15 protein-coding genes are annotated in these 13,193 nt (G+C 66.7%); 3 read left to right on the forward strand and 12 right to left on the reverse strand.

Translation table 11 applies throughout. The annotated features are described in order from the left end of the window. Positions 1-128: 128 nt before the first annotated feature. The 3 genes from lipA to J3489_RS29455 form a co-directional block, all read right to left on the reverse strand. A complete protein-coding gene (gene lipA / locus J3489_RS29445; protein WP_207004351.1) occupies positions 129-1,133 on the reverse strand; it encodes a lipoyl synthase in 1,005 nt (334 codons plus the stop codon). Further along, positions 1,126-1,941: a lipoyl(octanoyl) transferase LipB gene (lipB, locus tag J3489_RS29450; protein ID WP_207004352.1), complete on the reverse strand. Its 816-nt coding sequence runs from the start codon at positions 1,939-1,941 to the stop codon at positions 1,126-1,128. Before lipB ends, lipA begins: the two co-directional genes overlap by 8 nt. Positions 1,942-2,015: 74 nt before the next feature. Then, positions 2,016-2,342 (reverse strand): DUF2917 domain-containing protein, encoded by a 327-nt coding sequence (locus tag J3489_RS29455; RefSeq protein WP_207004353.1) that lies wholly within the window; start codon positions 2,340-2,342, stop codon positions 2,016-2,018. Positions 2,343-2,443: 101 nt separating this feature from the next. On the opposite strand from J3489_RS29455, the gene J3489_RS29460 reads away from it, so the two are divergent. Continuing rightward, positions 2,444-3,403 carry a transcriptional regulator GcvA gene (locus J3489_RS29460; RefSeq protein WP_207004354.1) on the forward strand — a complete coding sequence of 320 codons (960 nt, stop codon included), beginning with the start codon at positions 2,444-2,446 and terminating at the stop codon, positions 3,401-3,403. Positions 3,404-3,412: 9 nt separating this feature from the next. Here J3489_RS29460 and J3489_RS29465 read toward each other — a convergent pair whose 3' ends face one another. From J3489_RS29465 to J3489_RS29505, 9 genes are all read right to left on the reverse strand, one after another. After that, entirely contained in the window at positions 3,413-3,682 is a 270-nt protein-coding gene (locus J3489_RS29465; RefSeq protein ID WP_207004355.1) for a DUF493 family protein, read from the reverse strand. A 33-nt stretch (positions 3,683-3,715) separates the two neighbouring features. Further along, positions 3,716-4,651 carry a D-amino acid aminotransferase gene (locus J3489_RS29470; RefSeq protein WP_207004356.1) on the reverse strand — a complete coding sequence of 312 codons (936 nt, stop codon included), beginning with the start codon at positions 4,649-4,651 and terminating at the stop codon, positions 3,716-3,718. 13 nt (positions 4,652-4,664) lie between these two features. After that, the gene (locus J3489_RS29475; protein ID WP_207004357.1) at positions 4,665-5,891 is read right to left on the reverse strand and encodes a D-alanyl-D-alanine carboxypeptidase family protein; all 1,227 of its coding nucleotides are present in this window, start codon (positions 5,889-5,891) and stop codon (positions 4,665-4,667) included. 206 nt (positions 5,892-6,097) lie between these two features. Beyond that, on the reverse strand, positions 6,098-6,742 hold the full coding sequence (locus J3489_RS29480) for an alpha/beta hydrolase (protein ID WP_207004358.1): 645 nt from the start codon (positions 6,740-6,742) through the stop codon (positions 6,098-6,100). Positions 6,743-6,812: 70 nt separating this feature from the next. Further along, the gene (locus tag J3489_RS29485) at positions 6,813-7,136 is read right to left on the reverse strand and encodes a (2Fe-2S) ferredoxin domain-containing protein (protein ID WP_207004359.1); all 324 of its coding nucleotides are present in this window, start codon (positions 7,134-7,136) and stop codon (positions 6,813-6,815) included. 193 nt (positions 7,137-7,329) lie between these two features. Continuing rightward, positions 7,330-7,971, reverse strand: a complete 642-nt coding sequence (locus tag J3489_RS29490) for an ABC-type transport auxiliary lipoprotein family protein (protein ID WP_207004360.1) — start codon at positions 7,969-7,971, stop codon at positions 7,330-7,332. Between the two features lie 33 nt (positions 7,972-8,004). After that, positions 8,005-8,970 (reverse strand): MlaD family protein, encoded by a 966-nt coding sequence (locus J3489_RS29495; protein ID WP_207004361.1) that lies wholly within the window; start codon positions 8,968-8,970, stop codon positions 8,005-8,007. A gap of 109 nt (positions 8,971-9,079) precedes the next feature. Further along, entirely contained in the window at positions 9,080-9,958 is an 879-nt protein-coding gene (locus J3489_RS29500; protein ID WP_207004362.1) for an ABC transporter ATP-binding protein, read from the reverse strand. Then, complete coding sequence (locus J3489_RS29505; RefSeq protein ID WP_207004363.1) at positions 9,955-11,088, reverse strand: MlaE family ABC transporter permease; 1,134 nt, start codon at positions 11,086-11,088, stop codon at positions 9,955-9,957. The genes J3489_RS29500 and J3489_RS29505 overlap by 4 nt, the downstream gene beginning before the upstream one ends. Positions 11,089-11,183: 95 nt before the next feature. Between J3489_RS29505 and J3489_RS29510 the strand changes: the two genes are divergently transcribed. Both J3489_RS29510 and J3489_RS29515 read left to right on the forward strand, forming a co-directional pair. Then, a complete protein-coding gene (locus tag J3489_RS29510; RefSeq protein WP_207004364.1) occupies positions 11,184-12,101 on the forward strand; it encodes a biotin--[acetyl-CoA-carboxylase] ligase in 918 nt (305 codons plus the stop codon). Between the two features lie 261 nt (positions 12,102-12,362). Then, the gene (locus tag J3489_RS29515) at positions 12,363-13,151 is read left to right on the forward strand and encodes a type III pantothenate kinase (protein ID WP_242540409.1); all 789 of its coding nucleotides are present in this window, start codon (positions 12,363-12,365) and stop codon (positions 13,149-13,151) included. The last annotated feature ends 42 nt before the right edge of the window (positions 13,152-13,193 follow it).

The raw sequence follows: 13,193 nt of genomic DNA on the forward strand, positions 1-13,193 counted from the left end.
ACGATGCCCCGGAAGTCCATGACTCACGGGGCATCTTAGAGAACTACAGCACCTTCATCAACACGCCAAGTGAAGGGCTGGGGCCGAAGCCGCCCGATTCTTTTTGACAGCCACGAAGCGCGCCGTGCTTACACGACGCCCACGCCGTGCGCCTGCAGATCGGCGTGATAGCTCGAACGCACCATCGCGCCGACGGCCGCGTGCGTGAAGCCCATCTTGTACGCCTCTTCTTCGTACATCTTGAACGTGTCCGGATGCACGTACGCGCGCACCGGCAGGTGGTGCTCGGACGGCTGCAGGTATTGGCCGATCGTGAGCATGTCGACGTCGTGCGCGCGCAGATCGCGCATCACCTGCAGGATCTCTTCCTCGGTTTCACCCAGGCCGACCATCAGGCCCGACTTCGTCGCGACATCGGGATGCAGCGCCTTGAAGTCCTTCAGGAGCTTGAGCGAGTGCGCATAGTCCGAACCGGGGCGCGCTTCCTTGTACAGACGCGGCACCGTTTCGAGGTTGTGGTTCATCACGTCGGGCGGCGCGGCGTTCAGGATCGCCAGCGCACGGTCGAGGCGGCCGCGGAAGTCCGGCGTGAGGATTTCGATGCGCGTTTCGGGCGACTGCTCGCGCACCTGCCGGATACATTCGACGAAGTGTCCCGCGCCGCCGTCGCGCAGATCGTCGCGATCGACGCTCGTGATCACCACGTACTTGAGCTTGAGCGCGGCAATGGTGCGCGCGAGATTGGCCGGCTCGTCGGCGTCGAGCGGATCGGGACGGCCGTGGCCCACGTCGCAGAACGGGCAGCGCCGCGTGCACTTGTCGCCCATGATCATGAACGTCGCCGTGCCCTTGCCGAAGCATTCGCCGATGTTCGGGCAGCTCGCTTCCTCGCACACCGTATGCAGGTTGTGTTCGCGAAGGATCTGCTTGATCTCGTAGAAGCGCGAGTTGCCGGTAGCGGCTTTCACGCGAATCCAATCGGGCTTCTTCAGTTTTTCGATCGGCACGATCTTGATCGGAATGCGCGCAGTCTTGGCCTGGGCCTTTTGCTTGGCGGTCGCGTCGTAGACGGCCGGCGCGGCGTTGGAGGCGTTGGCGGCAGATTCGGCGGAGTTCGCGGTAACGTCAGTCATTCGATTGATCCAGTCGGACGGCGGCAGTGCCGGCGTGCGGTTGAGAGCGGTGCGCGGGAGCGCCGTCGAGGTTGGCGGCCAAACGAGCCGCGAGCGTCCTGGCCACGTCGTCCCAGCCGGCGGCGACGCCTAGCGTCGCCATGTCGACCGTTTCGAGTCCCACGTAGCCGCACGGATTGATCGCAAGGAACGGCTGCAGATCCATCTTCACGTTCAGGCTCACACCGTGATAGCTGCAACCGTTGCGGATTTTGAGGCCGAGCGCCGCGATCTTCGCGCCCTCGTGAACGCCGGCCTGCGGCCCCGGTGCCACGTAGATGCCGGGAGCGCCTGCCTTGCGGGCGCCCGCCAGATTATACGCCGCGAGGGTTTCGATCACGGCCTCCTCGATCTTCGTGACCAGCTCGCGCACCATGAGCTTGCGGCGGCGCAAGTTCAAGAGCAGATACGCGACCACCTGGCCGGGGCCGTGGTAGGTGATCTGCCCGCCGCGGTCGACCTTCACGAGCGGAATGCCGGCATCGGCCGCGAGCAGGTGGGCCGGATCGCCCGCCTGGCCTAGCGTGAAAACGGGAGGGTGCTCGACGAGCCAGATTTCGTCGCGGGTGTCGTCGGTGCGGGCGTCGGTGAACGCGCGCATCGCGTCGAAGCTCGTCTGGTAGGGTTCGAGACCGCGCCGGCGCAGAAGGATGGCGAGCGCATCAGCCGTGTTCGCGGGGGGCGGCCATCCGGGCACCACCGCCCCTAGCGGATCGGCGGCAGGCAAGTCGGAAGAACGGGAAAGCGGGGAAACCGGCGTGGCACACATGATCGCGGTAGTTTACCGAAATCGTGCGCGCCCCGCCGGGGCGCAATCATCAGTCGAATTCTCCGGCCACCGTGTCAGACGGTCCGCCAGCCGCTACCGATGCGCAGGCCCAGGCGGGCGCCGACGTCAGCGAGCCAATGGCGCAGGCCGTCCTTCGGCCGGGGCGCGACCCAAAAAGCGACAGACGCCGGCTGGGTCCCTTCCGCGCTGAGCCAGAGCCGCTCCCCGCGGCGCAGACGCAGGCAATCGCCCGGCTCGAGCCAATAGTCCTCGGTGTCGTTGCTGCGCGTCACCCACATGCTCGCGCCCTGCACCGTGAGCCGCGTGCTCTTCATGACCATCATCGGCACGGTTTCGCCAGGGTTGATTTCGAACGTAATGCTTGAGGAAATTTCTTGCATGATCCGCTCCGTCAAAGTGCTGGTTCGTGAGTAGAATCGTAAATGCAGCAAGGGATTCCCCCAAACGATCAATTTTCACGTCGTTGTGAGAAAAATTAGCAATGGACCTTCGACAACTTCCTGCGCTCAATGCGATCAAGGCGTTCGAGGCGGCGGCGCGCCACGAGAGCTTCACGCGCGCGGCAGACGAGCTGTTCGTCACGCATGGCGCGGTCAGTCACCAGATCCGCGCGCTCGAGGCCGAACTCGGCATTGCGCTGTTCGAACGCGACGGCAAGCGCGTGCGGCTCACCGAAGTCGGCTGCCGCTATGCGAAGGAAGTGCGCGCAGCGCTGATGGCGCTGGCAGAAGCCACCCGCTCGGTGCGCGCCGGCGACCGCGAGCGGCGGCTGGTGGTGTCGATCCTGACGTCGTTTGCGGCGAGGTGGATCACGCCGCGCATCGGCCGCTTCATCGAGCAGTACCCCGAAATCGACCTCGAATTGCTGTCGACCAATGCGCTGGCCGATTTCGCGCGCGACGACGTCGATGCGGCCGTCCGCTTCGGCTTCGGCAAATACGAGGGGCTGCACGTCGAGCCGCTGCTCGACGAGGTGTTCTTCCCGGTTTGCTCGCCGGCCTACAACGGCGGACGATTGCCGGCGACACCCGCCGACATGGCAAAGTACGCGCTCCTGCGCTCGGACGACGAGCTATGGCGCCCGTGGTTCGCCGCGGCCGGCCTGGAAAGCGCGTCGGAGCCGAAGCGCGGCGTGCTGTACCAGGATTCGTCGAACCTGCTGCAAGCGGCGATCGACGGCCAGGGCATCGCGCTCGTGCGGCGCTCGATCGCGATGCAGGAGATTGCCGCGGGGCGGCTCGTGCGCTTGTTCAATATCGAGGGGCCCAGCCCCTGGGCCTACTACTTCGTGTGCCCGCCGCGGTTGCTGGAAACCGTGCGCGTGCGGGCATTCAGGGACTGGCTGTTCGAGGAGGTCGAGCGGTTTCAGGCGCTTTACGGCCGCGCCTGCGCTGCAGGAAGGGACGGGGCGGCGGCGGTGCTGAGAACGGCAGGGCAATAGCCCGTCGCCCTACAGCACCACCTTGACCATCGGGTGCCCGGTCAGCGCCCGGTAGATATCGTCGAGATGCTCGCGGCTCAACGCCCGCACCGTCACGGTCAGCCCGATGTAATTGCCGCCGGATGACGGCCGCGTCTCGATGCGCGCGGCGTCGAACTCGCTATCGAACTGGCGGATCACCGTCACGATCGTGTCGGCGAAATCGGGGTGCGACTTTCCCATCACCTTGATGGGAAAGTCGCAAGGAAACTCAAACAGCGATTCGTTGACCGGGCTCATCTTTCTCTCCGTGCAGCTTCGTGCCTGTTCTCGCTAATAACAGGCACGTGCACTTTCGATCTGCGCCTCGCGCGCCTTTGCGCGCTGATACGCTGCATATAGGGCCGCGTACACCGGGCCCGGCTTGCCGTTGCCGACCGGCACGCCATCCAGGTCGGTCACGGGCAACACTTCCTTCGTTGCCGAGCTGATCAGGATCTCGTCGGCGGCGCGCAGCTCCGCTTCCGTTACGTCGCGTGCGGTGAAGCCGATACCGCATTCACGCGCCAGCTCCTCGATCAGCCCGTAGCGGATGCCTTCGAGGATCTTGTGATCGCGGCACGGCGCGAACAGCTCGCCGCCCTTCACCACCCAGACGTTCGCCGACGACGCCTCGGTGAGCATCCCGTCGCGCAATTGAATGGTCTCGAACGCATCGTTGCGCGCTGCGTGCTCGGCCATCAGCACATTGCCGAGCAGCGATACCGACTTGATGTCGCAGTGCAGCCAGCGCCGGTCCTCCGCGCTTACGCAGCGCACGCCGCGTGCGCGCACCGCGTCGTCCGGCAGACGCATCGGATTGACCATCATGAACACTGTCGGCCGGATCCCCGCCGGAAACGCGTGCCCGCGTTTCGCGACGCCGCGCGTAACTTGAATATACGCAAGCGCGTGGCCGCCGGCACGGGAATCCGCGGCGGCGCCGTGCTCGGGGTAGTTCGCCGCGACCACGCGCGCGAGCAGCGCGCGCCAGCCGTCGTCGTCGAAAGGATTCTCGATGCCGACTTTCGCGAGGCTGCGCGAGAGTCGCGCGAGGTGCGACGCGAAGCGAAACGGCGTGAGGCCGTGCTCGCCCGCGTAGAGCGGCACGACTTCGTAAATGCCGTCGCCGAAGATGAAGCCGCGGTCGAGCACCGGAATGCGTGCTTCGGACAGCGGCACCAGTTCGCCGTTCAAATAGACGACGGGGTCCAGTGTCGGTTCGGTCATGGTCCTGAAAGCTTTACGACTTCTTCTTGTTGATCATCAACAGCAGCGAATCCCAGATGCGGCCGACGACGCCCGCCTGCGGCACCGCCTGCAGCGCGACGACCGGGAATTGCGCGAGCGACTTGCCGTCTGCGACGAGCTGCACCGTGCCGACCTGCTGGCCATTGGCGAGCGGCGCGACGAGCGGCTCGGCGAGCGTGACCTGCGGCTTCACCTTGTCGCCCATGCCGCGCGGCACGGTGATGTACTGGTCGCCCTTCACGCCGACCTGCACCGTATCGGCGGCGCCCTTATAGATGCGCGGCGTCTGCACGACCTGGTTCGCCTTGTACAAGCGCACGGTGTCGTACGCGCTATAGCCGTAGTTCAGCATCTTCATGCTGTCCTGCACGCGGTCGTGTTCCTTCTGCTCGCCCATCATCACGGTGACGAGGCGGCGGTTCGCATCGGGCGAGCCCGGCAGCGGACGCTTAGCCGTCGCGATCAAGCAGTAGCCGGCTGCTTGCGTGTGGCCGGTCTTCAAGCCGTCGACGGTCGGATCGATCCATAGCAGACGATTGCGGTTCGGCTGCTTGATCTTGTTGTACGTGAATTCCTTGACCGAGAAGATGCTGTAGTAGTCGGGGAAGTCGCGGATCAGGTGCGTCGACAGCGTCGCAAGGTCCGCCGCCGTCGTGTAGTGACTCTGGTCGGGCATGCCGTTCACGTCGGCGTAGTGCGTGCCCTTCATGCCGAGGCGCTGCGCTTCGGTGTTCATCATGTTGACGAACTGCGCCTCGCTGCCGCCCACGAGTTCGGCGAGCGCGATCGCCGCGTCGTTGCCCGACTGGATGATCATGCCGTAGACGAGGTCATGCACCGTCACCGGCTTGTTCGCTTCGATGAACATGCGCGATTCGTCGGTGCCCACGCGGCGCACCGCTTCGCTCGGCGTCACCACTTGATCCATCGAAATCTTCCTCGTCTGCAGCGCTTCGAAGACGAGGTACGCGGTCATCAGCTTGGTGAGCGACGCCGGCTCGACGCGCTCATCGGGATTGCCCGAGGCGAGCACCTGGTTGCTGGTCGCATCGACGAGCACCCACGAGCGCGCGTTCACGCCCGGCGGCGGCACCTGCGCGAACGCGGTGCTTGCAACGAGCGTGGCGGGCAGCAAGACGCCGAGAGAGACGGCACGGCTGATGGATTGAGGGACGAAAGACGTGGCGACGGACGAGAGGCCGGAGGAGGAAAAACGCATAGGATCGATTCGGGCGGTAGTGAGCAATGCACGCCGGAGCGCGCGCCGTTTGGAAGAGCGGTCACGAGCGCTTCACCGCGACCCGCTCTTCACGCTCTCGGGGTCACATCGAACGGCGGCACTCGCGCAAAAAATTGCGCCCATTATACGCGCCGCGTTGTGGCGTTTTTGCGTTTTATGCGTACCTGTATGCCGGAAAATACAAATCAGCGCCAGGCTTCGATGACGATGCGCTTGAGGATGTGCAGCTTGCGATGGAGAAAATGCTCGGCGCCCGGGATCACGACCACTGGCAATTCCTGCGGCCGCGCCCAGTCGTAGACCGACGCGATCGGCACGGTGTCGTCGGTCTCGCCGTGAATCACGAGCGTGTTCTCGGGCACCGTCGCGACCTCCCAGCGGCTCGCGGCCGTGCCGACGAACACCATCCGCTCGATCTCCTTGCCCGCCTCGGCGAGCGCCTTCGCGACATGCGACAGCACGAACGTGCCAAACGAAAAGCCCGCGAGCACGAGGGGCAGATCGGCTTGCCCCGGCTGCGCGCGCATGTAGTCGATGACCGCGAGCAGATCGTCGCGCTCGCCGTGGCCGTTGTCGTGCTCCCCTTGCGTTTGCCCGACGCCGCGGAAATTCGAGCGGTACGTCGCGTAGTCGAGCTGCACGAACGTGCGCGCGAGTGTCTGCGCGACCTTGTTGTCCATCGAGCCGCCGAAGAGCGGATGCGGATGCGCGACGAGCGCGATGCCGCGCGGCGCGGCGCCTTCGTCGCGCACGGCGTCGGGCACGTCGAGCGCCACTTCGATCTTGCCGACGGGCCCGTCGATCAGGAATTTTTGCGTGTGGATATTCATTGCGTTGCGCGGCGGGTGTGCCGCGTGAGGTCGCGAAAGGTCAGGCAGCGGTCGATTGAAAGCCGATCGATCAGCGGTCGATCAACAAGCGCTCGACGACCTTGCCGTTAGCCAGATGCGAGTCGACGATCTCGTCGATATCGGCTTCGTCGACATAGGTGTACCAGGTGCCTTCCGGATACACGACGACGGTCGGCCCTTCCTCGCAGCGATCCAGGCAGCCTGACTTGTTGATTCGGACCTGGCCGGGGCCGGCCAAGCCCAGTTGCTTCACGCGCTTCTTCGCGTATTCCTGCATCGCCTGGGCGTTGCAGTTCGCGCAGCTCGGCCGCTCGGAGCCCGGTTCGCGCTGATTCAGGCAGAAGAACACGTGGTACTTGTAGAAGGAATCCATGGTGTCGGAGGTGTGGAGAAACGTCGGCCGGGCTTGGCGCTTGCGCCATGCCCGCAGGCACGGCGCCGCTTCAAGACGCTGCAAATCGACGCATCGGCGAAAAGTTGAGGAGGGTCCGGGCGATTATAGCGAGCGCGGCGCGACGCCGCTCTGCGCGAGACCGTTCAGGCGCAGCTAGCGGCCCTGCCGCCGATCACTTCACCGCGACGATCGGCGTCATGCCGAGCCACACGACGAGTTGCGAGACGAAATCGTCGCTCGCGGCGGCAAGTGCGCGCGCGCCGCCAGCGGCATCCGGCGTGCTCGAGGGTGCGCGCGCGACGAACGTGCGCTGGCCGAGCACCTTGCCGTCGAGCATCAGCGTCGCGCGCGCAGTGAGCGCGCCGTGGCTTTCCGATTCGCCGTCGAAGACCTGCTCGAACTCGTCGAGATCGACCTTCAGCACCGGCGCGTGCACGCCGTCGCCGCCCGTGAGCACCGTGCCGTGCGACGACAGCGCCGCGCGCAGGCGCTGCGTGAGCAACTGCGCGGGCGGCATCGTCCAATGGCTGGTCGCGTAGGTTGCGGTGCGCTGGCTGTCGGCGTAGCTCAGGCGATAGATGAGGCCGTCGCTGTTGAGGGTCTGCGGCGCGCTCACGTCGAGCACCTTGAACGGCGGCAGCGGTCCGGGCGATGTCGCCGGATTGGCGGGGCCGAGATCGTAGCGGATGTTCGCCACGGCAGCGGGCGTGCCGAGCGCGCAGCCGGCAAGCATGCCGGCCGTGAGCACGATCGTCGCAAACGCGCCGATCAGCTGCGGGGGGAAAAAAAATGATCGGTCAGTCGAGCGTGACATTGCAGTGTTCCTGACTTGGATTCTCAAATTCGGTCAATGGGCGGCAGCGTCTGCCTTCGGCCAGGCGAAGCCGGGCTCGCCCGGGCCGGGCGCCGCAGCGGGTGCGCCGAACAGCACGCTGCGCGGGCTCGTGCTGAACAGGTCCGCCGCGCGATCGACCGAGCGCACGGCGCTGCCGACATCGGTGGTCAACGCGTCGACGCGCGGCAGCGTCTCGTAGTTCACGCGCGCCGTCATGTCCTGCAGCGAAGCATCCATCGCCGAGAGCGCAGCACCCGCGCGATCCGCCGCGTCGCCGATCTTGTTCAGGTTCGTCACGAGCGGCCCGTTGTGGCCGTTCACTTGCTGGATCAGCGCGTTGGTCGACGCGAGCGTGCTGTCGAGCTGATCGAGCGTACCCGGCAGTTTCGACGCGACCGGAGCGGCCGCCTTGGCGAGCGTCGACACGTTGTCGGCCGCGCCTTGCACGCTTGCGAGCGTCGCCTTCAACTGGTCGCGCATATCGTCGGACATCATATTGTCCGCACGCTTTGCGACACTTTCGAGTTCGCGCATCACCACGTCGCCGCGCTCCTGCAACTGGTCGAGCAGACCCGGACGCATCGGTATCTGAGCGACGTTCTTCGCCGACGAGGGAAACGGCGTCAGATTGCGCCCGGTGTCTTCGAGCTGCACGAAGGCGATGCCCGTGACGCCTTGGAAACCGAGGCTGCCGTACGTGGAGTGCGTGATCGGCGCGGTCTTGTCGACGAGGATGCGGATCACGATCTGCCCGGGGTGCTCGCGATCGAAGTGGATCGACTGCACCTTGCCGACGTCGAGCCCGCGATAGCGGACGGCGGCATCGGTAAAGAGGCCGGTCACGTTCGTGCGCGCGATCAGGTCATACGGGATTCGCACCGAGCGGTCGATGTTGAACCAGAACACGGTCAGCGCTATCGCGATCGCCAATCCGATCGTGAAGAGCCCAGCCCAGAACGCATGTGATTTGTTTTCCATTCGCGGGTTCCCTTGCAGGCGGCTTCGCTCAATCCTGCAGTATTGCGGTTTCGGCGTACTTGGTGACGGCTCTCGCTATGATCGGCAAACCAGGCGGCACGCGAGCCGCTCACAGCGGCACTTCCGCCGACGCGGGCTCGAGCGCCGCCGGCGGCAGCTTCGCGCGGCGCTCGGGCGGCAGCGCCTGCAGTGCGCGCCGGCCGCGCAGGCCGAGAAAGTATTCCTTGATAAACGGATGGTCGACGTTGGCCGCCTCTTCGACAGGCGCCGCCACGAGCACCTTGCGATCGGCGATCACGGCGACCCGGCTCGACAGCGCGACCATCGTGTCGAGATCGTGCGTGACCATGACGACCGTCAGTCCAAGCGCGCGATGCAGCGTCGCGATCAGCTCGACGAACTCGTCGGACGCGCGCGGATCGAGCCCGGCGGTCGGCTCGTCGAGAAACAGCAGCTCCGGTTCGAGCGCAAGCGCGCGCGCAATGCCGACGCGCTTGATCATCCCGCCCGAGAGCGCCGCCGGCATCTTCGATGCGTGCTTGCACGGCAGCCCGACCATTTCCAGCTTGAGCATGACGATGTCGCGGAGCAGCCCGGCCGGCACCTTGCCGAGCTCGCGGATCGGCTGCGCGACGTTGTCGAACACCGAGAGCGACGAGAACAGCGCGCCCTGCTGAAACAGCATGCCGGAGCGGCTGCGCATCACATGCGCCTCCTCCGGATCGATCTTCGCGGTGTCCTCGCCGAATACCCTGATGGTGCCGGAAGTCGGCCGCTCGAGGCCGAGGATCTGGCGCACGAGCGTCGTCTTGCCCGACCCCGAGCCGCCGACGATCGACACGATCTCGCCGCGCCGAACGTCGAAATTCAGGTTCTCGTGAATGATGTTGCGGCCGTAGCGCTTGGTCAGGTCGCGCACTTCGATCACCGGCTCGGCGATCTCCGGCGGCGGCTGGTTGCGAACGGCGGGGGCGAGCGGTGCGGTCATCCGAGTCCCACGTTCTGAAAGAGAATCGCAAACACGGCGTCGGCGAGGATCACGACCGTGATGGACGTGACGACCGAGGTCGTCGTGCCTTCGCCGAGGCTCTGCGAGTTCGCCTTGATGCGAAAGCCGAAGTGGCACGCGACGATCGCGATCAGCATGCCGAACGCGACGCCCTTGCCGAGCCCGATCCCCAGGTTCGCGATCGGCACCACGCCGGGCAGCGCACGCGCGAAGTACGACATGTCGATGCCGAGCACGAGCTTCGCGGCGAGCGCGCCGCCCAGGAGGGCGACGATGTTGGTCCACATGACGAGGAGCGGCATCGCCAGGCCGAGTGCGATCACGCGCGGCAGGATGATGCGCAGGCCGTGCGGGATGCCCATCACGCGCATCGCGTCGAGCTCTTCGGTGACGCGCATCACGCCGATCTGCGCGGTGATCGCCGAGCCCGAACGCCCTGCGACGAGAATCGCCGAGAGCACCGGCCCCAGCTCGCGGATCACCGACAGCCCGAGGATGTTGACGATGTACTGGTTCGCGCCGAAGAGGCGCAATTGCTGCGCGGACAAGTAGGAGAGCACGATGCCGATCAGGAACGCGACGAGCGCGGTGATCGGCAGCGCCTGCGCGCCGGTGCTGTAGACGTTCGCGGAGATCTCCGTCCACGGCATCGTCTTGGGCTTCTTCACCACCGAGATCAAGTCGAGCACGACGCGGCCGAACATCTCGACGCCGCCCTGCAAGTGCTCGAAGAACGCGAAGATCGACAGCCCCAGGCGCGTGACCGGGTCGGTGCGCTCGACCGGCTCCGCCTCCTCGCGCTGGCTGTCGAGCAAGGCGATGCGCTCGAAGATGTCGCGCTGCGTATCGGTGAGCTCGATGCGCTCCGGCAGCTTGCGCCCCCAGACGCTCCACAGCGCCTGACCGCCCACGTGATCCATCCGTTCGATCGCCAGCAAATCCCATTGGCCGCGCGCCGGCTCGCGCTGCGCGCGCAGGCGCGCCATGGCGCCCGTGCCGCGGTCGCGATCGCGCGCGAGGGCAAGTGCCGTCCACTGCCCGGACAGCCGGATGATCTTGCCTGCACCGCCGGCATCGACTCGCAGGCCAGGTGGGGTATCGAAGTTCAAGGATCGGGCATCGATGCGAAAAGGGACAGAGGCCATTGTAGCGAACCCGCTGTCGTTGGTCCGTCAGGTCGCACCCTGTCGCTACAATACGCTTCATGAACGACACCCACTCCCTTTTTGCTTCGGGCGGCGCGTCCGCCGGGGCCAACGGCGCCCGGCGCATCGACCGCCGGCGCGCCGCCGAGCGCTTCGCACCCGCCGTGCGCAAGTGGACGATCGAGATCGTCGACGAAACCGGCTCGACCAATGCCGATTTGATGTCGGAACTGAAGGGCCTTTCGCGCGACGCATTCGCCCTGCACGTCCCGGCCGTGCGCGTCGCGTACCGCCAGACCGCCGGACGCGGACGCCAAGGACGCTCGTGGTTCGGCGAACCGGGCAACGCGCTGATGCTCTCGCTCGGCTGCGTGCTGCCTCGGCCGCTCGAAGGGCTTGCGGGATTGAGCCTCGCCGTCGGCACGGCGCTCGTCGACGGATTGCGCACGCTGCCGCTCGCGGGCGAGGCGAATGTCGCGCTGAAATGGCCGAATGATGTCTTGCTCGACGGCGGCAAGCTCGCCGGCATCCTGATCGAAACCGCGTGGAACACGCCGGAAGCGAGCGCCGTCGTGATCGGCGCGGGCATCAACGTGCAAGGCGCCGAAGCGCTCGCCGCGCAGGTCGAAGCGCAGCAGGCCGGCGTCGCGGCGCAGGCGCGCGCGACACGGCCCGCGGCGCTCTCCCAAGCGTGGTCCGGCGCCAATCTCACGGATACGTTCATTGCCGTGCTCAACGCGCTCGACGGCGCGCTCGCACGCTTTTCGTCAGAGGGATTCGCGCCGTTCGCCGAGCGCTGGTCGGGGTATCACGCGTACGCGGGCCGCGAGGTCGTGCTGCTCGAACACGGCGCCGAAGTGGCGCGCGGCATCGCGCGCGGCGTCGACGCACTAGGCCAGCTCCTGCTCGACACCGCAGACGGCGTGCGGCCGATCGCGACCGGCGACGTCTCGCTGCGCCTCGCGGAGAACACCTAGATGAAACACCCCCCACGCTCTCTGGCTTTGCATGGGACCGGAGTAAGCGCTAAAAGCGCCAACTCCGGATCGACACGTTCGCTGCCCGCTCCCCCAATCCCCCAATCCCCCAATCCCCCAAGGGGACTTCCTACGGGGCGGGGGACTTCCTACGGGGCGGGGGACTTCCTACGGGGCGCGGGACTTCCATCGGGGCGCGAGGGGGCGTCTCAGTACGCTCGGGGCGGCCCGGCACGTACTGAGGTAAGCGGCGCACCGTTCCTGCTGATCGACGCGGGCAACAGCCGGGTCAAGTGGGCGCTCGCCGATGCGAACGGCGCGCTGCTGCAAAGCGGCGTCTTCGCGCACGAGCCGGCCACAGCCGTTGCGGCGCTCGCCGACGAGCCCGCCTGGTCGTCGGTGCCGGCGCCGGGCAGCGCGTGGATCTCGAACGTTGCCGGCGATGCCGTCGCCGCCCGGCTCGCGGCGCTGATCGACCTGCATTGGCCTCGTCTGCCGCGCACGACGATCCGCTCGGCCAAGCAGCAATGCGGCGTGACGAACAGCTACCCCGAACCCGCGCGGCTTGGCAGCGACCGCTGGGCCGGGATGATCGGCGCGCGCGCGGCGTTTCCCGGCGAGCACCTGCTGATCGCCACGCTCGGCACCGCGACGACGCTCGAAGCCTTGCGAGCGGACGGCCTCTTCGCAGGCGGCCTGATCGCGCCGGGCTGGTCGCTGATGATGCATTCGCTCGGCGAGCACACGGCGCAGCTGCCAACGCTCTCCGCTGCGTCGGCACGCCGCCTGATCGACGGCAACGGCGCGCGCGAGTGGTTCGCGACCGACACGCCGCACGCTTTATCGGCGGGGTGCCTGCTCGCGCAGGCGGGATTGATCGAACGCGCGTGGCGCGAATCGAGCGACGCGTGGAACGCGCCGGTGCGGCTCGTGCTGGGCGGCGGCGCCGCCGAGGAAGTCGCGCCGGCGCTTTCCGTGCCGCATACGCGGCATGACGGGCTCGTGCTGGCCGGCCTCGCGCTGATCGCGGCGGCGGGCGACGAAGCCTGAGCCGGCGCCTGGCGGCTTCGCGCGACAAGCGAGGCTCGGCGT

The sequence above is a fragment of the Trinickia mobilis genome (assembly GCF_017315705.1).
GTDB lineage: Bacteria > Pseudomonadota > Gammaproteobacteria > Burkholderiales > Burkholderiaceae > Trinickia_A > Trinickia_A mobilis.